Below are 21668 nucleotides of genomic sequence, written 5' to 3'. Positions count from 1 at the left end.
AGAGGCTCGGGCGGGGTTGCGCAAGCCCGGGGACTGCGCAGGGGCACAAGATCACGCAGAGTGAGTCGAGCCTAGGGCGGTGACCCGTCCCCGGCGGGGAGGAGCGCAATAGTCGTACCGGCGTGGTCCGCTGTGATCCGGAGTGATCCGGCGTGGTGCGGGAGCGGCCGCGGAGGCGCACGGGAGGGCCGCGGGACGCTCCCGGACGGGGGCCGCGAAACGGATTTGGGCGAACGGCTGCGGACCGTGTAATGTCTTCATCGCTCGCCCCAATAGCTCAGTCGGCAGAGCGTCTCCATGGTAAGGAGAAGGTCTACGGTTCGATTCCGTATTGGGGCTCTGGTGAGAGAGGTTCCCGCCGTCAGGCGGGGTCCGATCCCACCGAAGCGGTGTAGCTCAGTCGGTAGAGCAAGCGGCTCATAATCGCTGTGTCACCGGTTCAAGTCCGGTCACCGCTACTCACAGTAGCCGATTGTGGGGTCGGTCCTTCGATCGGCTACTCTTTCTTGCGTTGAATCAGTCCACCCGTTCGTCTTAGGAGCACTCACGTGGCTGCCACCGACGTCCGCCCGAAGATCACGCTGGCCTGCGTGGAGTGCAAGGAGCGGAACTACATCACCAAGAAGAACCGGCGTAACAACCCGGACCGACTGGAGATGAAGAAGCACTGCCCGCGTTGCAACGCGCACACCGCGCACCGCGAAACGCGATAAAAAGGCTCGTACACGAGGCCGCCCCCGCAGTCGGGGGGCGGCCTCGTGTCGTTTCGGCCCCGGTTACCGGCCGGTTCCGGCCAGTAACCGCAGGGACGGGTCCCGGGGACGACGGGTCCCAGGGGCGACGGATCCCGGGGACGACGGGTCCCGGGGACGGGTCCCAGGGACGGTTCCCCAGGGACCGGTCCCCGCGGGGCGGGCCACCAGGTCAACCACAGCAGACACCAGGAGGTGCCGAGCCATGGCGCTCGACCAGTCCTTCGTGGGGCGGAGCTACCCGCCCACCGAGCCCTACGAGGTGGGCCGGGAGAAGATCCGGGAGTTCGCGGAAGCGGTGGGGGACGCCAATCCGGCGTATACGGACCCGGAGGCCGCCAAGGCGCTCGGCCACTCCGAGGTGATCGCCCCGCCGACCTTCGTGTTCGCGATCACCTTCAAGGCCGCGGCGCAGGTCATCCAGGACCCCCAGCTGGGCCTGGACTACAACCGTGTGGTGCACGGCGACCAGAAGTTCGCCTACACCCGCCCGGTCCGGGCCGGTGACCGGCTCACCGTCACCTCGACCATCGAGGCGATCAAGTCGCTGGCCGGCAACGACATCCTGGACATCCGCGGCGAGGTCCACGACGAGGCCGGCGAGCACGTCGTGACCGCCTGGACCAAGCTGGTCGCCCGTGCGGCAGAGGAGGCGTGAGGAACCGATGACGGCGAAGATCGCTTACGACGACGTCGAGGTCGGCACCGAGCTGCCCGCCCAGACCTTCCCGGTGACCCGTGCCACGCTCGTGCGCTACGCGGGCGCCTCCGGGGACTTCAACCCGATCCACTGGAACGAGAAGTTCGCCAAGGAGGTCGGGCTGCCGGACGTCATCGCGCACGGCATGTTCACCATGGCGGAGGCCATCCGCGTGGTCACCGACTGGCTCGGCGACCCGGGCGCGGTCGTCGAGTACGGCGTCCGCTTCACCAAGCCCGTCGTCGTCCCGAACGACGACGAGGGAGCCGTGATCGAGGTCGGCGCCAAGGTCGCGGCCAAGCTCGACGACAACACGGTCCGCGTGGACCTCACGGCGACCAGCGCCGGCCAGAAGGTGCTCGGCATGTCACGGGCGGTCGTACGGCTGGCCTGAGACGCTCGGGCGCACGCACGGACACGCGCGTGCCGCCGAACCGCGCGAGGTAAGGGGCGCACTCCATCACGGGGCACCCCTTACCGCGTCCGGGCTCGCGGACGTCAGTGGATTCCCCTGGCGCGACCGCGGATTCCCTTGGTGCGACCGCCTTGACGTAGTTAGTGATTGAGTACTAACTTTCTCGCATGGTCAGGATGAGCGCAGAGGAGAGGCGCGAGAGCGTCATCCGCGCGGCGACGGCCGAGTTCGCCCGTGGCGGCTACTACGGCACGTCGACCGAGGCGATCGCCAAGCGTGTCGGCGTCTCGCAGCCGTACCTCTTCCGGCTCTTCCCGGGCAAGAAGGCCCTGTTCCTCGCGGTGGCCCAGCGCTGCATGGAGGACACGGTCCGCACCTTCCGGCAGGCCGCCGAGGGGCTGGAGGGCGAAGAGGCGCTGCACGCCATGGCCAACGCGTACACCGAGGCCATCGCGGAGCGGCCGGAGCAGCTGCTGATGCAGATGCAGATGTACGTCGCCGTGGCCGCCGCCGAGCAGGCCGGCGACCGTGAGTTCGGTGAGGAGGTCCGGGCGGGCTGGATGCGGCTGTGGGACACGGTGCACCTGCCGCTCGGCGCCGATGCCGAGGAGACCACCACCTTCATGGCGTGCGGGATGCTCATCAACTGCCTGGTCGCCATGGGCTTCCCTCCCGACCACCGGGTCTGGGAAGGGCTGTATCCGTCGGTGCGGATCAAGGGCCGGCCGGAGAAGTAGCGGCGAGCGGGTGCGCCGGAAGGGTGCCGTGGGCGCCTTTTCATGAGCACGAAAGTTAGTAATCAATAACTAATCATCGGCGGCCGGCCACGGAAGCCGAACACCCTCAGGGGGAGCGATGTCAGAGCAGACCGCACGTCGCGGGGGAGCAGTCTGGGCCCTCGTCATCACCAGCGTCGCCGGGTTCATGGCGGCCCTCGACAACCTCGTCGTCACCACCGCCCTGCCCTCCATCCGCGAGGACCTCGGCGGCGCGCTGGACGACCTGGAGTGGACCGTGAGCGCCTACACGCTCACCTTCGCCGTCCTGCTGATGTTCGGCGCCGCGCTCGGCGACCGCTTCGGCCGGCGCCGGCTCTTCCTCGCCGGTCTGACCGTCTTCACCGGCGCCTCCGCCGCCGCGGCCATGGCCTCCGGCATCGACGCGCTCATCATCGCCCGCGCCGTCCAGGGCGTCGGAGCGGCGATCATGATGCCCCTCACACTGACCCTGCTGACCGAGGCCGTGCCCGCCGCCAAGCGCGGGACGGCGTACGGCATCTGGGGCGCCGTCAACGGGCTCGCGGTGGCCTCCGGACCGCTGATCGGCGGCAGCCTCACCGAGCACGTCTCCTGGCACTGGATCTTCTGGCTGAACGTCCCGCTCGGCGTCGCCCTGCTGCCGCTCGCCCGGCTGCGCCTCGCCGAGTCACACGGCACCGGCGCCCCGCTCGACGTCCCCGGCACCCTGCTCGCCAGCGGCGGCCTCTTCGGGATCGTCTACGGCCTGGTCCGCGGTCCCGCCGACGGCTGGACCAGCCCCCTGGTGCTCACCGGGCTGCTCGCCGGCGCCGCGCTGGTCGTCGGCTTCGTCCTCTACAGCACCCGCGCCGCGAACCCCATGCTCCCGATGCGCCTCTTCCGCTCCCGCGCCTTCTCCGGGATCAACGCGGCGAGCCTGCTGATGTTCCTCGGCATGTTCGGCTCGATCTTCCTGCTCAGCCAGTACATGCAGGGCGTCCTCGGCTACTCGCCCACCGAGGCGGGCCTGCGGATGCTGCCCTGGACCGGCATGCCGATGCTCGTCGCGCCGATCGCCGGCATCCTCTCCGACCGCGTCGGCGGCCGCCCCGTCGTCGCCACCGGCCTCTTGCTGCAGGCCGCCGGCCTCGGCTGGATGGCCGCCGTGGCCACCGCCGACGCCTCCTACGCCGTCCAGCTGCCCGGCCTGATCGTCAGCGGCATCGGCATGGCCCTCTACTTCGCCCCGGCCGCCAACCTGGTCATGTCCAGCGTCCTGCCCGGGGAGCAGGGCATCGCCTCCGGCGCCAACAACGCGCTGCGCGAGGTCGGCGGCGCGCTCGGCATCGCCGTCATGTCGTCGATCTTCTCCGCCCAGGGCGGCTACGAGTCCGGGCAGTCCTTCGTCGACGGCCTGCGGCCCGCGCTGGCCACAGGCTCCGCGATGGTCGCGCTCGCCGCGGTGGCCGCGCTGCTCATCCCCGCCCGGCGGCGCGCCGGGCAGCTCCCGGGTGGCCGGACGGAACCGGCGCCCGCCGCGGCCGCCGAGCCCGCCCTGCGCTGACCCGGACACGCTCCGGTCGCCACGCCGGACGCGTCCCAGGCCGACGCCTGAGCCGAGCACACACGCGCGCGTGCGGCCCCAGCCACTGGCTGGGGCCGCACACGCGCGTGGTGAAGCGCTGTCGCCGGTGGTGCGGCGGTGGCGAGGGGCTGCCGGCGGCGTCTCGTAGTCTTGGGCCCGTGCAGGAACTCCACGACGCCCCCCTCGCCCCGCTGACCACCTTCCGGCTGGGCGGTCCCGCGGACCGGCTCGTCACCGCGACCACCGACGACGAGGTGATCGCCGCCGTCCGCGAGGCCGACGACACCGGGACACCGCTGCTGCTGATCGGCGGCGGCTCGAACCTGGTCATCGGCGACAAGGGCTTCGCCGGCACCGCGCTCGTCATCGCCACCAAGGGCTTCTCGCTGGACGGCACCCGGCTGGAGCTGGCCGCCGGCGAGGTGTGGACCGACGCCGTCGCCCGCACCGTCGAGGCCGGACACGCCGGCATCGAGTGCCTGGCCGGCATCCCGGGCTCCGCCGGCGCGACCCCCATCCAGAACGTGGGCGCCTACGGCCAGGAGGTCTCCTCCACGATCACCGAGGTCGTCGCCTACGACCGCGCCACGCGCGAGACGGTCACCCTCCCGAACGCCGACTGCGCGTTCTCCTACCGGCACAGCCGATTCAAGTCCGACCCCGAGCGCTACGTCGTGCTGCGCGTGCGCTTCCTGCTGGAGGACGCGGACGGGCTGTCGGCGCCGATCAGGTACGCCGAGACCGCCCGCGCGCTGGGCGTCGAACCCGGCGACCGCGTGCCGCTGGCGGACGCCCGCGAGACCGTGCTGAAGCTGCGGGCGGGCAAGGGCATGGTCCTGGACCCCGAGGACCACGACACCTGGTCGGCCGGCTCCTTCTTCACCAACCCGATCCTCACCGACGAGCAGTTCGCCGCCTTCCGCGCGCGCGTGCGGGAACGGCTCGGCGACGGCGTGGAGCCGCCGGCCTACCCGGCGGGGGAGGGCCGCACCAAGACCTCCGCGGCCTGGCTGATCGACAAGGCGGGCTTCACCAAGGGCTACGGCACCGGACCCGCCCGCATCTCGACCAAGCACACCCTCGCCCTCACCAACCGCGGCGCGGCCACCACCGAGGACCTCCTCGCGCTGGCCCGCGAGGTCGTGGCCGGCGTCCGCGAGACCTTCGGCATCACCCTGGTCAACGAGCCGGTGACGGTGGGCGTCAGCCTGTAGGGCCCCGGCCGGCGACCGTCGGACCGTCCAGTCCGTGGCCCCGCGCACCGACGTGGCCTCCATCCAGCGGCCCGGGCAGGGACCCGGGCGGACCGGCCCGGACGTCGGCGCCTCCGCCGGTCGGCCGGCGCGGACCCCGCGCACTGGGCGCGCGGGCCGGGACAGGCCGGGACGGGACGGGTCAGGCCAGCCAGTCGTCCACGCCGGACAGCAGCTTGACCTTCACGTCCTCCGGTGCGACCGACGCCCGTACCGACTGGCGGGCCAGCTCCGCCAGCTCCTCGTCCGAGAAGTCGTGGTGGCGGCGGGCGATCTCGTACTGGGCGGCGAGACGGGAGCCGAACAGGAGCGGGTCGTCGGCGCCCAGGGCCATCGGGACGCCCGCGTCGAACAGAGTGCGCAGGGGGACGTCCTCCGGCTTCTCGTAGACGCCCAGGGCCACGTTCGAGGCGGGACACACCTCGCACGTCACACCCCGGTCCGCCAGGCGCTTCAGCAGGCGCGGGTCGTCCGCCGCCCGCACGCCGTGCCCGATCCGGTGCGCGTACAGGTCGTCCAGGCAGTCGCGGACCGAGGACGGCCCCGCCAGCTCACCGCCGTGCGGCGCCGACAGCAGCCCGCCCTCCCGCGCGATGTGGAAGGCGCGGTCGAAGTCCCGCGCCATGCCCCGGCGTTCGTCGTTGGACAGGCCGAAGCCGATCACGCCCCGGTCGGCGTAGCGCACCGCGAGGCGGGCCAGGGTACGGGCGTCCAGCGGGTGCTTCATCCGGTTCGCGGCGACCACGACCCGCATGCCGAGCCCGGTCTCCCGCATCGCGGATTCCACCGCGTCCAGGATGATCTCCAGCGCCGGAATCAGACCGCCCAGCCGCGGCGCGTACGACGTCGGGTCCACCTGGATCTCCAGCCAGCCCGAGCCGTCCTTCAGGTCCTCCTCCGCGGCCTCCCGCACCAGGCGCCGGATGTCCTCGGGCTCCCGCAGGCACGAACGCGCCGCGTCGTACAGCCGCTGGAACCGGAACCAGCCGCGCTCGTCGGTCGCCCGCAGGCGCGGCGGCTCCCCGCCGGTCAGCGCCTCCGTCAGCGCTTCGGGCAGCCGCACGCCGTACTTGTCGGCCAGCTCCAGCAGGGTGCTGGGCCGCATCGACCCGGTGAAGTGCAGGTGCAGATGGGCCTTCGGCAGCTCAGAGACATCACGTACACGCTCCATTCGAAGATCCTGCCGCACGCCCCGCGGTCCCGGTAGCGGATTGCCCGTACGGGGTGTTGCCCGCACAAAGAAACGGACCGCCTCCCCGCCAGGGGGAAGCGGCCCGTACGCGCGCGTGGACCTTCTCAGTCCCGCGCCTCCGCCAGCAGCTTCTGGATCCGGCTCACGCCCTCGACGAGGTCCTCGTCACCCAGCGCGTACGACAGCCGCAGGTAGCCCGGCGTGCCGAAGGCCTCGCCCGGCACGACCGCGACCTCGGCCTCCTCCAGGATCAGCGCGGCGAGCTCCACCGTGTTCTGCGGACGCTTGCCGCGGATCTCCTTGCCGATCAGCGCCTTGACCGACGGGTACGCGTAGAAGGCGCCCTCCGGCTCCGGGCAGACCACGCCGTCGATCTCGTTCAGCATGCGCACGATGGTCTTGCGGCGGCGGTCGAAGGCCTCGCGCATCTTCGCCACGGCCTGCAGATCGCCGGAGACGGCGGCCAGGGCGGCGACCTGCGCCACGTTCGAGACGTTGGACGTGGCGTGCGACTGCAGGTTCGTCGCGGCCTTCACGACGTCCTTCGGGCCGACGATCCAGCCCACGCGCCAGCCCGTCATGGCGTACGTCTTGGCCACGCCGTTGACGACGACGCACTTGTCGCGCAGCTCGGGCAGCAGCGCCGGCAGGGACACGGAGACCGCGTCGCCGTACACCAGGTGCTCGTAGATCTCGTCCGTCAGCACCCACAGGCCGTGCTCCAGCGCCCAGCGGCCGATCGCCTCGGTCTCGGCCTCGGAGTACACCGCGCCGGTCGGGTTGGAGGGGGAGACGAACAGGACGACCTTGGTCCGGTCCGTGCGGGCGGCCTCCAACTGCTCCACGCTCACCCGGTAGCCGGTGGTCTCGTCGGCCACGACCTCGACCGGGACACCGCCGGCGAGGCGGATCGACTCGGGGTAGGTCGTCCAGTACGGCGCCGGGACGATGACCTCGTCGCCCGGGTCGAGGATCGCGGCGAAGGCCTCGTAGATGGCCTGCTTGCCGCCGTTGGTGACCAGGATCTGCGAGACGTCCGGCTCCCAGCCGGAGTCGCGCAGCGTCTTCGCGGCGATCGCGGACTTCAGCTCGGGCAGACCGCCGGCCGGGGTGTAGCGGTGGTACTTCGGGTTCTTGCAGGCCTCGACGGCGGCCTCGACGATGTAGTCCGGGGTCGGGAAGTCGGGCTCACCGGCGCCGAAGCCGATCACCGGACGCCCGGCGGCCTTGAGGGCCTTGGCCTTGGCGTCCACGGCGAGGGTGGCGGACTCGGAGATCGCGCCGACTCGGGCGGAGACCCGGCGCTCGGTGGGAGGGGTTGCAGCGCTCATGAGTCCATCGTTTCAGACCGGAAACTCCCCCGGCACGCGGGTTTCACAGACTGAACAGCGACTGAACAACTGTCCGGATCCGGCCACCGGCCCGGGCGATCCCACGCGATCAAAGTCCCTACAGGCACTTTCTGTTCGACGACCGGCCCCGGAGCACGTACACTCTCTCCTCGTTGGCCTCACACGGGCCGCGCACGGGCGGTGCACATCGAGCACCCACCGAGATGCGGTACGTTGGGGGACAACCAAAGGGTCGTAGCTCAATTGGTAGAGCACTGGTCTCCAAAACCAGCGGTTGGGGGTTCAAGTCCCTCCGGCCCTGCTACACACACTCGCCAGGGTGTGCGCATGTACGTACAGCAATGCACCGCCGTGCGGCTCAGACCGGGCGCGGCACGGCCATGACCCGGAATCAGGTGAGGACGAATGGCGGACGCCGTGGGCTCCATCGACACGCCTGATGCCCAGGACGAGGCGCAGGACAAGAAGAAGGCCCGCAAGGGCGGCAAGCGTGCCAAGAAGGGCCCGCTGAAGCGGCTCGCCCTCTTCTACCGCCAGGTCATTGCGGAGCTCCGCAAGGTCGTCTGGCCGACGCGCAACCAGCTGACGTCGTACACGACCGTCGTGATCTTCTTCGTCGCCATCATGATCGCCCTGGTGACCGTGATTGACTATGGGCTCAGCCACGCCGCCAAGTACGTCTTCGGCTGAACCGAGAGCGAAGGGCGCCGTGGTTACCGGCGCCCCTTTCGCGTGTTCCACCCCTATGTATCCAGGAAGAAGCAGCCACCGTGTCTGACCCGAACCTGAACGACGCCATCGAGCCCGACGAGTCGGTGGATGACGAGCTCGACATCGTCGAGGGCGCGGACGAGGAAGACGAGTTCGAGGCTGCCGAGGCCGAGGCCGGGGAACCGGCCGAGGAAGCCGCCCTGCACGTCGAGGACGAGACCGCCGAGGACGAGTCCGGCGAGGACGCCGACGAAGCCGAGGCCGAGGCCGCCGAGGAGGAGACCGAGCCGGTCGACCCCGTCGAGGCCCTGCGCGAGGAGCTGCGCTCGCTTCCCGGCGAGTGGTACGTCATCCACACCTACGCGGGTTACGAGAACCGCGTGAAGACCAACCTCGAGCAGCGCGCCGTCTCGCTGAACGTCGAGGACTACATCTTCCAGGCCGAGGTGCCGCAGGAAGAGGTCGTCCAGATCAAGAACGGCGACCGCAAGACGATCAAGCAGAACAAGCTGCCGGGCTACGTCCTGGTCCGCATGGACCTGACGAACGAGTCCTGGGGCGTCGTCCGCAACACCCCCGGCGTCACCGGCTTCGTGGGCAACGCCTACGACCCGTACCCGCTGACCCTGGACGAGATCGTCAAGATGCTCGCGCCGGAGGCCGAGGAGAAGGCCGCCCGCGAGGCCGCCGAGGCCGAGGGCAAGCCGGCCCCGCAGCGCAGGGTCGAGGTCCAGGTGCTGGACTTCGAGGTCGGCGACTCGGTCACCGTCACCGACGGCCCGTTCGCCACGCTGCAGGCGACCATCAACGAGATCAACCCGGACTCGAAGAAGGTCAAGGGCCTGGTCGAGATCTTCGGCCGCGAGACCCCGGTCGAGCTGAGCTTCGACCAGATCCAGAAGAACTAGTCCGTTCCGGACGAACCGCTTACCGGCAGGTCAGGCGGACGCGCGAGCGTCCGCCTGACCTGCCCGGTTTTTGGCCGCGCATCTATACCCGTTATCGTTGTGCGGTATGCCTGCGTCAGGGTCGCGTGCCCGGTGCAGGCAGGACCCGAATCGAAAGGACCCGGAGAGCTATGCCTCCCAAGAAGAAGAAGGTCACGGGGCTCATCAAGCTCCAGATCAACGCCGGTGCGGCGAACCCCGCCCCGCCGGTCGGCCCCGCGCTGGGTCAGCACGGCGTCAACATCATGGAGTTCTGCAAGGCCTACAACGCCGCGACCGAGTCGCAGCGTGGCTGGGTCATCCCGGTGGAGATCACGGTCTACGAGGACCGCTCCTTCACCTTCGTCACCAAGACGCCGCCGGCCGCCAAGATGATCCTCAAGGCCGCGGGTGTCGAGAAGGGCTCCGGCGAGCCGCACAAGACCAAGGTCGCCAAGATCACCGAGGCGCAGGTCCGCGAGATCGCCCAGACGAAGATGCCCGACCTCAACGCCAACGACCTGGACGCCGCGTCGAAGATCATCGCCGGCACCGCCCGTTCCATGGGCATCACGGTCGAGGGCTGACCTTCACCACCCGCAGAAGTCGTGGGAGGGCCCGCTCGGCCCGAACCACAACTCCTAAGAACCAACAGGAGCAGTAGTGAGCAAGCGCAGCAAGTCTCTCCGCGCTGCGGACGCCAAGATCGACCGGGAGAAGCTCTACGCCCCGCTCGAGGCCGTCCGTCTCGCCAAGGAGACCTCCACGACCAAGTTCGACGGCACCGTCGAGGTCGCCTTCCGTCTGGGTGTCGACCCGCGCAAGGCCGACCAGATGGTCCGTGGCACCGTGAACCTTCCGCACGGCACCGGTAAGACCGCCCGGGTCCTGGTCTTCGCGACCGGTGACCGTGCCGAGGCCGCGCGTGCCGCGGGCGCCGACATCGTCGGCGCCGACGAGCTGATCGACGAGGTGGCGAAGGGCCGGCTGGACTTCGACGCCGTCGTCGCCACCCCGGACCTCATGGGCAAGGTCGGCCGCCTCGGCCGCGTCCTCGGCCCGCGTGGTCTGATGCCGAACCCGAAGACCGGCACCGTGACCCCGGACACCGCCAAGGCGGTGACCGAGATCAAGGGCGGCAAGATCGAGTTCCGCGTCGACAAGCACTCGAACCTGCACTTCATCATCGGCAAGACGTCGTTCGACGACACCAAGCTGGTGGAGAACTACGGCGCCGCGCTGGAGGAGATCCTCCGTCTGAAGCCGTCCGCCGCCAAGGGCCGCTACATCAAGAAGGCCGCGGTCAGCACCACCATGGGCCCCGGCATCCCGGTCGACCCCAACCGCACCCGCAACCTCCTCGTCGAGGAGGACCCGGCCGCCGTCTGAGCCCCGAGCTCACCCCGGCAGCCGCGTCCGGGACGCGTCGCAGCGAGCACGGGCCCCGCAACCTTCGGGTTGCGGGGCCCGTCTCCGTTTATGTGCGGTCCTTTCGAACAGCCTTTGCCTGTACGGTCTTTCCGCACGCCCGTCAGCGCGCCGTGCCGGCGTGCCGGCACCGCGACCGCACAGGGGTGGGACGAATGAAGAGCACGACGGTGCGCCGGATGACGCTCTCGGTCGCGGCGGTGAGCGTGCTGTCGGGCGCGGCCGCCTGCGGTCCCCTCGGCTCCTCCGGCGGCTCCGGGGGCTCAGGCAAGGACGATGGGGCGTCCGGCGGGAGAGCGGCGCACGCGCGTCCCGTCGCGGCCCTGCGCAGCGCCGAGAGGTCCACCCACCGGGCCGACTCCGCCAGGGTCGAGTCCGTCACGACCATGGGCTCGATGATGTCGATGAAGGCCGACGGCGCCATGGGCTGGGGGGACGGCCTCGTCGGCAACCTCACCATCACGTACACCGGCGGCTGGGTCGCCGACTCCATGCGCGGGCTCGGCGCCACGTCCATGGAGGCGCGCTACCTGCCCGACGCGTACTACGCGAAGATGGGCGAGAAGTTCGCCCAGCAGGCGGGCGGCAAGCACTGGATCCGGTACGGCTACGCCGACCTCGCCGACTTCGGCGGCAGCTCCGGCGCCTTCCTCCGGGACCAGATGCGGAACACCACGCCCAACCAGGCGGTGAAGCTGCTGCTGGCCTCCGGCGACGTCGAGAAGGTCGGCACGGAGAAGGTGCGCGGCACGAACACCACGCACTACGCGGGCACCGTGGACGTCGCCGACCTCGCCGCCGGGAACTCCGGCCTCGACGCGGGCCAGCTGGCCGGCCTGAAGCGGCAGCTCACCCAGGCCGGCGTCACCACCGAGACCGTCCACATCTGGGTCGACGACCGGGACCTGCTGGTGAAGAAGGTCGAGAAGGGCCAGATGTCGGTCGGCGAGTACACCCAGACCGCGTACTACAGCGACTACGGCGTGCGGGTCTCCGCCGGCAGGCCCCCGGCCGGCGACACCGAGGACTTCACGACGCTCCTGCGGCAGCAGGGCGGGACCGGCACGACCTCCTGATCCCGGTCGGCCTGGGTGGATTTGCTATACGGGCCCGATGTATCTACCCTCCTACTGAAGCCAAAGACCGCTGGTCGTTGCCGTGCGCTCGTACGAGGGCGCGGTGGCCGAAGGATCCGCTGAAAATGCGGGCGACCCGCGCAGGTGACTGTGGAAGAGCTCCCGGAGTACGTGCGATCCGCGCCTGTACGACCGGTCGAGTCCGCCCCGTGCGCCTGCGCCGGGGCGTTTCGTTTTCCCCAGTCCTCCTTCGGGTCCGCGCGGTCCGAATCACCCGGAAGGAGGCCGAGGCTCTATGGCGAGGCCCGACAAGGCTGCCGCGGTTGCCGAGCTGACGGACAAGTTCCGCAACTCGAGCGCCGCCGTGCTGACCGAGTACCGCGGTCTCACCGTGGCGCAGCTCAAGACGCTGCGCCGTTCTCTCGGTGAGAACGCGTCCTACGCCGTGGTGAAGAACACGCTGACCAAGATTGCGGCCAACGAGGCCGGCATCTCGACGCTCGACGACCTGTTCAACGGTCCGACGGCGGTCGCCTTCGTCACCGGTGACCCGGTGGAGTCGGCGAAGGGTCTTCGTGACTTCGCCAAGGACAACCCGAATCTCGTCATCAAGGGCGGTGTCCTTGACGGCAAGGCGCTGTCCGCCGACGAGATCAAGAAGCTTGCGGACCTCGAGTCCCGCGAGGTTCTGCTCGCCAAGCTGGCGGGCGCCCTGAAGGGCAAGCAGTCCCAGGCTGCCGCTGTCTTCCAGGCGCTCCCGTCGAAGCTCGTCCGCACCCTGGACGCGCTTCGCGCCAAGCAGGACGAGCAGGGCGGTGCCGAGTAATTCGGCTCGCGAAATGACCGCCGCCTGACGCGGGGGTCGTAGCGGGCCAACGTACGCCCGCCAGACATGTACATCCGGCACCAGCCGATTGAATGGAAGGATCGCCCGTCATGGCGAAGCTCAGCCAGGAAGACCTGCTCGCGCAGTTCGAGGAGATGACCCTCATCGAGCTCTCCGAGTTCGTGAAGGCCTTCGAGGAGAAGTTCGACGTCACCGCCGCCGCCCCGGTCGCCGTGGCCGCCGGTGTCCCGGGTGTTCCGGCCGCCGAGGCCGTCGAGGAGAAGGACGAGTTCGACGTCATCCTCACCGGTGCCGGCGACAAGAAGATCCAGGTCATCAAGGTCGTGCGCGAGCTGACCTCGCTGGGTCTGAAGGAGGCCAAGGACCTCGTGGACGGCGCCCCGAAGCCGGTCCTCGAGAAGGTCGCCAAGGACGCCGCCGAGAAGGCCGCCGAGTCCCTCAAGGGCGCCGGCGCCTCCGTCGAGGTCAAGTAACACCTCCGCGGTCCCGTACCGCACTCTCGCGACCGCTGAACGCGTCCCCCCCTGGGGATGTAACGCGAACGCACCGAGGAGCGATCATCCATCCGGGTGGTCGCTCCTTCGCGTTCCGAGGGGCGCGGCCACGGTTGCCTTGAACCCGCGTTCGCGGGGGGTAGGGTGATCTTCGTTGTGCTCCCGGCCGCCCAGGGTCCGGGCAGGGGGCCTTGACGAACCGCACGCAGCGCGCAATTCTCAGGACGCGTCGTCACAGGATCCGAATCCGAGGCATGGATCGACGACGAAGAGGGCAGTATCAACGTGCGTTGAGGGCAACATGCCGAGGGCGTTGAGGACGACGAGGGTCACGGAAAATCGGGGCTGGACATCAGTGTGCCAAGTGGCTACACTGACCCTTTGCGCTGCCTGTTAGCTGTCCCCTGCCCGTCACCAGGGGCATGCCCTCGCTCGAGCACCGATGACCGGATGATCTCTGAACTGGGATTTCTGTCTCTGTGCACAAGAGAGGGACCGGTACGCGCGTAGTGAGTCCGAGCCCTCGGAAGGACCCCCTCTTGGCCGCCTCGCGCACTGCCTCGACCGCGAATACGAACAACGGCGCCAGCACCGCCCCGCTGCGCATCTCTTTTGCAAAGATCAAGGAGCCTCTCGAGGTTCCCAACCTGCTCGCGCTGCAGACCGAGAGCTTTGACTGGCTGCTCGGGAACACCGCCTGGCAGAGTCGGGTCGAGGAGGCTCTGGAGTCCGGTCAGGACGTCCCCACCAAGTCCGGTCTCGAGGAGATCTTCGAGGAGATCTCCCCGATCGAGGACTTCTCCGGGTCGATGTCGCTGACGTTCCGCGACCACCGCTTCGAGCCGCCGAAGAACAGCATCGACGAGTGCAAGGAGCGCGACTTCACGTACGCCGCCCCGCTCTTCGTCACGGCCGAGTTCACGAACAACGAGACCGGCGAGATCAAGTCCCAGACGGTCTTCATGGGCGACTTCCCGCTCATGACCAACAAGGGCACCTTCGTCATCAACGGCACCGAGCGTGTCGTGGTGTCGCAGCTGGTCCGTTCGCCGGGTGTCTACTTCGACTCCTCCATCGACAAGACGTCCGACAAGGACATCTTCTCCGCCAAGATCATCCCGTCCCGGGGTGCCTGGCTGGAGATGGAGATCGACAAGCGTGACATGGTCGGTGTCCGCATCGACCGCAAGCGCAAGCAGTCCGTCACCGTCCTCCTGAAGGCGCTCGGCTGGACGACCGAGCAGATCCTCGAGGAGTTCGGCGAGTACGAGTCCATGCGCGCCACCCTGGAGAAGGACCACACCCAGGGCCAGGACGACGCGCTGCTCGACATCTACCGCAAGCTGCGTCCGGGCGAGCCCCCCACGCGTGAGGCCGCGCAGACGCTCCTGGAGAACCTGTACTTCAACCCCAAGCGCTACGACCTCGCCAAGGTCGGCCGCTACAAGGTCAACAAGAAGCTGGGCGCGGACGCCCCGCTGGACGCCGGCATCCTGACCGTCGAGGACATCATCTCGACGATCAAGTACCTGGTGAAGCTGCACGCCGGTGAGACCGAGACGGTCGGCGACAGCGGTCAGACGATCGTCGTCGAGACCGATGACATCGACCACTTCGGCAACCGTCGTCTGCGCAGCGTCGGCGAGCTCATCCAGAACCAGGTCCGCACGGGTCTGGCGCGCATGGAGCGCGTCGTCCGCGAGCGCATGACCACGCAGGACGTCGAGGCGATCACGCCGCAGACCCTGATCAACATCCGGCCGGTCGTCGCCTCCATCAAGGAGTTCTTCGGCACCAGCCAGCTGTCGCAGTTCATGGACCAGAACAACCCGCTGTCGGGTCTCACCCACAAGCGCCGTCTGTCGGCGCTCGGTCCGGGTGGTCTCTCCCGTGAGCGGGCCGGCTTCGAGGTCCGTGACGTGCACCCGTCCCACTACGGCCGCATGTGCCCGATCGAGACGCCCGAAGGCCCGAACATCGGTCTGATCGGTTCGCTGGCGTCCTACGGCCGGGTCAACGCGTTCGGCTTCGTGGAGACCCCGTACCGCAAGGTCGTCGACGGCCAGGTCACCGACGAGGTCGACTACCTGACGGCCGACGAGGAGGACCGCTTCGTCATCGCGCAGGCCAACGCCACGCTCAGTGACGACATGCGGTTCGAGGAGTCCCGGGTCCTGGTCCGCCGTCGTGGCGGAGAGGTCGACTACGTCCCCGGCGACGACGTGGACTACATGGACGTCTCGCCGCGCCAGATGGTGTCGGTCGCGACCGCCATGATCCCGTTCCTCGAGCACGACGACGCCAACCGTGCCCTGATGGGCGCGAACATGATGCGCCAGGCCGTGCCCCTGATCAAGTCCGAGGCCCCGCTCGTCGGCACCGGCATGGAGTACCGCTCCGCCGTCGACGCCGGCGACGTGGTCAAGGCCGAGAAGGCGGGTGTGGTCCAGGAGGTCTCCGCGGACTACATCACCACCGCCAACGACGACGGCACGTACATCACGTACCGCCTGGCCAAGTTCGCCCGCTCCAACCAGGGCACCTCGGTCAACCAGAAGGTCATCGTCAACGAGGGCGACCGGATCATCGAGGGCCAGGTCCTCGCCGACGGTCCGGCCACCCAGAACGGCGAGATGGCGCTCGGCAAGAACCTGCTGGTCGCGTTCATGCCGTGGGAGGGTCACAACTACGAGGACGCGATCATCCTGTCGCAGCGCCTCGTGCAGGACGACGTCCTCTCCTCGATCCACATCGAGGAGCACGAGGTCGACGCCCGTGACACCAAGCTCGGCCCCGAGGAGATCACCCGGGACATCCCGAACGTCTCCGAGGAGGTCCTCGCCGACCTCGACGAGCGCGGCATCATCCGCATCGGCGCCGAGGTCATCGCCGGTGACATCCTCGTCGGCAAGGTCACCCCGAAGGGTGAGACCGAGCTGACGCCGGAGGAGCGCCTGCTGCGCGCGATCTTCGGTGAGAAGGCCCGTGAGGTCCGTGACACCTCGCTGAAGGTGCCGCACGGCGAGACCGGCAAGGTCATCGGCGTGCGCGTCTTCGACCGCGAGGAGGGCGACGAGCTTCCCCCCGGTGTGAACCAGCTGGTGCGCGTGTACGTGGCGCAGAAGCGCAAGATCACCGACGGTGACAAGCTCGCCGGCCGGCACGGCAACAAGGGTGTCATCTCCAAGATCCTGCCGATCGAGGACATGCCGTTCCTGGAGGACGGCACCCCGGTCGACATCATCCTCAACCCGCTGGGTGTGCCGTCCCGAATGAACCCGGGACAGGTCCTGGAGATCCACCTCGGCTGGCTCGCCAGCCGCGGCTGGGACGTCTCCGGCCTCGGCGAGGAGTGGGCGCAGCGCCTCCAGGCGATCGGCGCCGACCAGGTCGACCCGGGCACCAACGTCGCGACCCCCGTCTTCGACGGTGCGCGCGAGGACGAGCTCGCGGGTCTGCTGCAGCACACCATCCCGAACCGGGACGGCGAGCGCATGGTGCTCCCGTCCGGCAAGGCGCGGCTGTTCGACGGCCGCAGCGGTGAGCCGTTCCCGGACCCGATCTCGGTCGGCTACATGTACATCCTGAAGCTGCACCACCTGGTCGACGACAAGCTGCACGCCCGCTCGACCGGCCCGTACTCGATGATCACCCAGCAGCCGCTGGGTGGTAAGGCTCAGTTCGGCGGCCAGCGGTTCGGCGAGATGGAGGTGTGGGCGCTCGAGGCGTACGGCGCCGCCTACGCCCTCCAGGAGCTGCTGACCATCAAGTCCGACGACGTCACCGGCCGCGTGAAGGTCTACGAGGCCATCGTCAAGGGCGAGAACATCCCCGAGCCCGGCATCCCCGAGTCCTTCAAGGTCCTCATCAAGGAGATGCAGTCCCTTTGCCTGAACGTGGAGGTGCTGTCCAGCGACGGTATGTCCATCGAGATGCGTGACACCGACGAGGATGTCTTCCGCGCTGCGGAGGAGCTCGGCATCGACCTGTCCCGGCGCGAGCCGAGCAGCGTCGAAGAGGTCTGACGGGAGTCCGGGAGCCTTCCCGGTGAAGGCTCCCGGCCCCAGGACCCCCGTATCAGACCCCAAGACTCACAACCCTGAGAGGGATTGACGCATAGTGCTCGACGTCAACTTCTTCGACGAGCTCCGGATCGGCCTGGCCACCGCTGACGACATCCGTCAGTGGAGCCACGGCGAGGTCAAGAAGCCCGAGACCATCAACTACCGCACCCTCAAGCCCGAGAAGGACGGACTCTTCTGCGAGAAGATCTTCGGTCCGACCCGGGACTGGGAGTGCTACTGCGGCAAGTACAAGCGCGTCCGCTTCAAGGGCATCATCTGCGAGCGCTGTGGCGTCGAGGTCACCCGCGCCAAGGTGCGCCGTGAGCGGATGGGCCACATCGAGCTGGCCGCGCCCGTCACGCACATCTGGTACTTCAAGGGTGTCCCGAGTCGCCTGGGCTACCTGCTCGACCTGGCGCCCAAGGACCTCGAGAAGGTCATCTACTTCGCGGCGTACATGATCACGTACGTCGACGAGGAGCGCCGCACCCGCGACCTGCCCTCCCTGGAGGCGCACGTCTCCGTCGAGCGGCAGCAGATCGAGAACCGCCGCGACGCCGACCTGGAGGCCCGCGCCAAGAAGCTCGAGGCCGACCTGGCCGAGCTGGAGGCCGAGGGCGCCAAGGCCGACGTGCGCCGCAAGGTGCGCGAGGGCGCCGAGCGCGAGATGAAGCAGCTGCGCGACCGCGCGCAGCGCGAGATCGACCGTCTCGACGAGGTGTGGACCCGGTTCAAGAACCTCAAGGTCCAGGACCTGGAGGGCGACGAGCTCCTCTACCGCGAGCTGCGCGACCGCTTCGGCACCTACTTCGACGGCTCGATGGGCGCCGCGGCGCTGCAGAAGCGCCTGGAGTCCTTCGACCTGGAGGAGGAGGCCGAGCGCCTCCGCGAGATCATCCGCACCGGCAAGGGCCAGAAGAAGACCCGCGCGCTCAAGCGCCTGAAGGTCGTCTCCGCGTTCCTGCAGACGTCCAACAGCCCCAAGGGCATGGTGCTCGACTGCGTGCCGGTCATCCCGCCGGACCTGCGTCCGATGGTGCAGCTGGACGGTGGCCGCTTCGCGACCTCCGACCTGAACGACCTGTACCGCCGCGTGATCAACCGCAACAACCGCCTGAAGCGCCTTCTCGACCTCGGTGCGCCCGAGATCATCGTGAACAACGAGAAGCGCATGCTCCAGGAGGCCGTCGACGCGCTCTTCGACAACGGCCGCCGCGGCCGCCCGGTCACGGGCCCCGGCAACCGTCCGCTGAAGTCGCTGTCCGACATGCTCAAGGGCAAGCAGGGCCGCTTCCGTCAGAACCTGCTCGGCAAGCGCGTCGACTACTCGGCGCGTTCCGTGATCGTCGTCGGTCCGCAGCTGAAGCTGCACCAGTGCGGTCTGCCGAAGGCGATGGCGCTGGAGCTGTTCAAGCCGTTCGTGATGAAGCGCCTGGTCGACCTGAACCACGCGCAGAACATCAAGAGCGCCAAGCGCATGGTGGAGCGCGGCCGCACGGTCGTGTACGACGTCCTCGAAGAGGTCATCGCCGAGCACCCGGTGCTGCTGAACCGTGCTCCCACCCTGCACCGCCTCGGCATCCAGGCCTTCGAGCCGCAGCTGGTCGAGGGCAAGGCCATCCAGATCCACCCGCTCGTGTGCACCGCGTTCAACGCGGACTTCGACGGTGACCAGATGGCCGTGCACCTGCCGCTGTCCGCGGAGGCGCAGGCCGAGGCCCGCATCCTGATGCTGTCCTCGAACAACATCCTCAAGCCGGCCGACGGCCGTCCGGTGACGATGCCGACCCAGGACATGGTCCTCGGTCTGTTCTTCCTCACCACCGACGGCGAGATGCGGAACGTGAAGGGCGAGGACCGCTCCTTCGCGTCCGTGGCCGAGGCGATCATGGCGTTCGACGCCGGCGAGCTCTCGCTGCAGTCACGCGTGGACATCCGCTTCCCGGTGGGCACCATCCCGCCGCGCGGCTGGACCCCGCCGGCCCGCGAGGAGGGCGAGCCGGAGTGGCAGCAGGGTGACAGCTTCCGGCTGAAGACCACGCTCGGCCGTGCGCTCTTCAACGAGCTGCTGCCCGAGGACTACCCGTTCGTCGACTACGAGGTCGGCAAGAAGCAGCTCTCCGAGATCGTCAACGACCTCGCCGAGCGCTACCCGAAGGTCATCGTGGCGGCGACGCTCGACAACCTGAAGGCGTCCGGCTTCTACTGGGCCACCCGTTCCGGCGTCACCGTCGCCATCTCCGACGTCGTCGTTCCCGAGGCGAAGAAGGAGATCGTCAAGGGCTACGAGGCGCAGGACGAGAAGGTCCAGAAGCAGTACGAGCGCGGTCTGATCACCAAGGACGAGCGCACGCAGGAGCTCATCGCGATCTGGACCAAGGCGACCAACGAGGTCGCCGAGGCGATGAACGAGAACTTCCCGAAGACCAACCCGATCTTCATGATGGTGAACTCGGGCGCCCGAGGGAACATGATGCAGATGCGTCAGATCGCCGGTATGCGCGGTCTGGTGTCCAACGCCAAGAACGAGACGATCCCGCGTCCCATCAAGGCGTCCTTCCGTGAGGGCCTGTCCGTGCTGGAGTACTTCATCTCCACGCACGGTGCCCGTAAGGGTCTGGCGGACACCGCCCTGCGTACCGCCGACTCGGGTTACCTCACCCGTCGTCTGGTCGACGTCTCGCAGGACGTCATCATCCGCGAGGAGGACTGCGGCACCGACCGCGGCCTGAAGCTGGCGATCGCCGAGCGCGGCGCGGACGGCGTGCTGCGCAAGGCGGACAACGTCGAGACGAGCGTGTACGCGCGCTGCCTCGCCGAGGACATCGTGGTCGACGGCAAGGTGCTGGCCCAGGCCGGCACGGACCTCGGCGACGTGCTCATCGACGAGCTCGTCCGGCACGGCGTCGAGACGGTCAAGACCCGCTCGGTCCTGACCTGCGAGTCCGCCGTCGGCACCTGCGCGATGTGCTACGGCCGTTCGCTGGCCACCGGCAAGCTGGTCGACATCGGTGAGGCGGTCGGCATCATCGCCGCCCAGTCCATCGGTGAGCCCGGCACCCAGCTGACGATGCGTACCTTCCACACCGGTGGTGTGGCCGGTGACGACATCACCCAGGGTCTGCCGCGTGTCGTCGAGCTCTTCGAGGCCCGTACCCCGAAGGGTGTGGCTCCGATCTCCGAGGCGAGCGGCCGCGTCCGCATCGAGGAGACGGAGAAGACCAAGAAGATCGTCATCACCCCGGACGACGGCAGCGACGAGACGGCGTACCCGATCTCGAAGCGTGCCCGTCTGCTGGTCAGCGAGGGCGAGCACGTCGAGGTGGGCCAGAAGCTCACCGTGGGTGCCACCAACCCGCACGACGTGCTGCGCATCCTGGGCCAGCGCGCCGTCCAGGTCCACCTGGTCGGCGAGGTCCAGCGGGTCTACAACTCGCAGGGTGTGTCGATCCACGACAAGCACATCGAGATCATCATCCGGCAGATGCTCCGCCGCGTGACGATCATCGAGTCCGGCGACGCCGAGCTGCTGCCCGGCGAGCTGGTCGAGCGCTCGAAGTTCGAGCAGGAGAACCGTCGTGTGGTCCAGGAGGGCGGTCACCCGGCCTCCGGTCGTCCGCAGCTCATGGGTATCACCAAGGCCTCGCTGGCCACGGAGTCCTGGCTGTCGGCGGCGTCCTTCCAGGAGACGACCAGGGTCCTCACGGACGCGGCGATCAACGCCAAGTCCGACTCCCTGATCGGCCTCAAGGAGAACGTCATCATCGGTAAGCTCATCCCGGCCGGTACGGGCCTGTCCCGCTACCGCAACATCCGGGTCGAGCCGACCGAGGAGGCCAAGGCCGCGATGTACTCGGCCGTCGGCTACGACGACATCGACTACTCGCCGTTCGGCACCGGCTCCGGCCAGGCCGTCCCGCTGGAGGACTACGACTACGGTCCGTACAACCAGTAGCAGCGAGCGTCCGCTTGCACCGACGGGCGGTCACCCTCCGGGGTGGCCGCCCGTCGGCGTTCTTCACGGTCCTGTCCCGATGTCGTGATTCACGGCCGTGGGACTGTGCCGGAATTCCCCACTTGGCACATGATGGAGGGACTAGGGGTTGTGGGGGAGGTGCTCCGTGTCCGATGAGTCG

At 68.8% G+C, this 21668-nt stretch carries 17 protein-coding genes and 3 tRNA genes; 18 read left to right on the top strand and 2 right to left on the bottom strand.

Going from position 1 to position 21668, the window contains the following annotated elements:
* Positions 1–266 precede the first annotated feature (266 nt).
* From ACH4ZX_RS13655 to ACH4ZX_RS13620, 8 genes are all read left to right on the top strand, one after another.
* A tRNA-Thr gene (locus ACH4ZX_RS13655) sits at positions 267–339 on the top strand.
* 46 nt (positions 340–385) lie between these two features.
* Positions 386–458, top strand: a tRNA-Met gene (locus ACH4ZX_RS13650).
* Positions 459–548: 90 nt separating this feature from the next.
* A complete protein-coding gene (gene rpmG, locus ACH4ZX_RS13645; protein ID WP_003948671.1) occupies positions 549–713 on the top strand; it encodes a 50S ribosomal protein L33 in 165 nt (54 codons plus the stop codon).
* Between the two features lie 244 nt (positions 714–957).
* Positions 958–1410, top strand: coding sequence for a MaoC family dehydratase N-terminal domain-containing protein (locus tag ACH4ZX_RS13640; protein WP_398271795.1), 453 nt, complete (start codon positions 958–960; stop codon positions 1408–1410).
* A 7-nt stretch (positions 1411–1417) separates the two neighbouring features.
* A complete protein-coding gene (locus ACH4ZX_RS13635; RefSeq protein ID WP_360756541.1) occupies positions 1418–1846 on the top strand; it encodes a MaoC family dehydratase in 429 nt (142 codons plus the stop codon).
* A 188-nt stretch (positions 1847–2034) separates the two neighbouring features.
* Complete coding sequence (locus ACH4ZX_RS13630; RefSeq protein WP_398271793.1) at positions 2035–2604, top strand: TetR/AcrR family transcriptional regulator; 570 nt, start codon at positions 2035–2037, stop codon at positions 2602–2604.
* Positions 2605–2722: 118 nt separating this feature from the next.
* The gene (locus tag ACH4ZX_RS13625) at positions 2723–4168 is read left to right on the top strand and encodes a DHA2 family efflux MFS transporter permease subunit (RefSeq protein WP_398271791.1); all 1446 of its coding nucleotides are present in this window, start codon (positions 2723–2725) and stop codon (positions 4166–4168) included.
* A 179-nt stretch (positions 4169–4347) separates the two neighbouring features.
* Positions 4348–5403 carry a UDP-N-acetylmuramate dehydrogenase gene (locus ACH4ZX_RS13620; RefSeq protein ID WP_398271789.1) on the top strand — a complete coding sequence of 352 codons (1056 nt, stop codon included), beginning with the start codon at positions 4348–4350 and terminating at the stop codon, positions 5401–5403.
* A 181-nt stretch (positions 5404–5584) separates the two neighbouring features.
* Here ACH4ZX_RS13620 and ACH4ZX_RS13615 read toward each other — a convergent pair whose 3' ends face one another.
* On the bottom strand, positions 5585–6613 hold the full coding sequence (locus ACH4ZX_RS13615) for an adenosine deaminase (RefSeq protein WP_398271787.1): 1029 nt from the start codon (positions 6611–6613) through the stop codon (positions 5585–5587).
* Positions 6614–6738: 125 nt separating this feature from the next.
* Positions 6739–7965 carry a pyridoxal phosphate-dependent aminotransferase gene (locus tag ACH4ZX_RS13610; protein ID WP_398271785.1) on the bottom strand — a complete coding sequence of 409 codons (1227 nt, stop codon included), beginning with the start codon at positions 7963–7965 and terminating at the stop codon, positions 6739–6741.
* Between the two features lie 249 nt (positions 7966–8214).
* Here ACH4ZX_RS13610 and ACH4ZX_RS13605 point away from each other — a divergent pair.
* The 10 genes from ACH4ZX_RS13605 to ACH4ZX_RS13560 all read left to right on the top strand — a co-directional run bounded on the left by ACH4ZX_RS13605 (position 8215) and on the right by ACH4ZX_RS13560 (position 21487).
* A tRNA-Trp gene (locus tag ACH4ZX_RS13605) sits at positions 8215–8287 on the top strand.
* A gap of 104 nt (positions 8288–8391) precedes the next feature.
* A complete protein-coding gene (gene secE, locus ACH4ZX_RS13600; protein ID WP_398271783.1) occupies positions 8392–8676 on the top strand; it encodes a preprotein translocase subunit SecE in 285 nt (94 codons plus the stop codon).
* A gap of 80 nt (positions 8677–8756) precedes the next feature.
* On the top strand, positions 8757–9605 hold the full coding sequence (nusG, locus tag ACH4ZX_RS13595) for a transcription termination/antitermination protein NusG (protein WP_398271781.1): 849 nt from the start codon (positions 8757–8759) through the stop codon (positions 9603–9605).
* A gap of 170 nt (positions 9606–9775) precedes the next feature.
* Positions 9776–10210: a 50S ribosomal protein L11 gene (gene rplK, locus ACH4ZX_RS13590; protein WP_031167035.1), complete on the top strand. Its 435-nt coding sequence runs from the start codon at positions 9776–9778 to the stop codon at positions 10208–10210.
* Positions 10211–10286: 76 nt separating this feature from the next.
* On the top strand, positions 10287–11012 hold the full coding sequence (rplA, locus tag ACH4ZX_RS13585; RefSeq protein WP_360756516.1) for a 50S ribosomal protein L1: 726 nt from the start codon (positions 10287–10289) through the stop codon (positions 11010–11012).
* A gap of 194 nt (positions 11013–11206) precedes the next feature.
* On the top strand, positions 11207–12127 hold the full coding sequence (locus ACH4ZX_RS13580; RefSeq protein ID WP_398271778.1) for a hypothetical protein: 921 nt from the start codon (positions 11207–11209) through the stop codon (positions 12125–12127).
* Positions 12128–12422: 295 nt separating this feature from the next.
* The gene (gene rplJ / locus ACH4ZX_RS13575; RefSeq protein ID WP_398271776.1) at positions 12423–12953 is read left to right on the top strand and encodes a 50S ribosomal protein L10; all 531 of its coding nucleotides are present in this window, start codon (positions 12423–12425) and stop codon (positions 12951–12953) included.
* Between the two features lie 110 nt (positions 12954–13063).
* Positions 13064–13447: a 50S ribosomal protein L7/L12 gene (rplL, locus tag ACH4ZX_RS13570; protein ID WP_324789197.1), complete on the top strand. Its 384-nt coding sequence runs from the start codon at positions 13064–13066 to the stop codon at positions 13445–13447.
* 560 nt (positions 13448–14007) lie between these two features.
* Complete coding sequence (gene rpoB, locus ACH4ZX_RS13565; protein WP_324789196.1) at positions 14008–17493, top strand: DNA-directed RNA polymerase subunit beta; 3486 nt, start codon at positions 14008–14010, stop codon at positions 17491–17493.
* Between the two features lie 94 nt (positions 17494–17587).
* A complete protein-coding gene (locus ACH4ZX_RS13560) occupies positions 17588–21487 on the top strand; it encodes a DNA-directed RNA polymerase subunit beta' (protein WP_398271774.1) in 3900 nt (1299 codons plus the stop codon).
* Positions 21488–21668: the final 181 nt, after the last annotated feature.

This window comes from Streptomyces sp. NPDC020490, assembly GCF_044335305.1.
Classification (GTDB): domain Bacteria; phylum Actinomycetota; class Actinomycetes; order Streptomycetales; family Streptomycetaceae; genus Streptomyces.
This window is presented reverse-complemented; position numbering and strand designations above follow the sequence as displayed.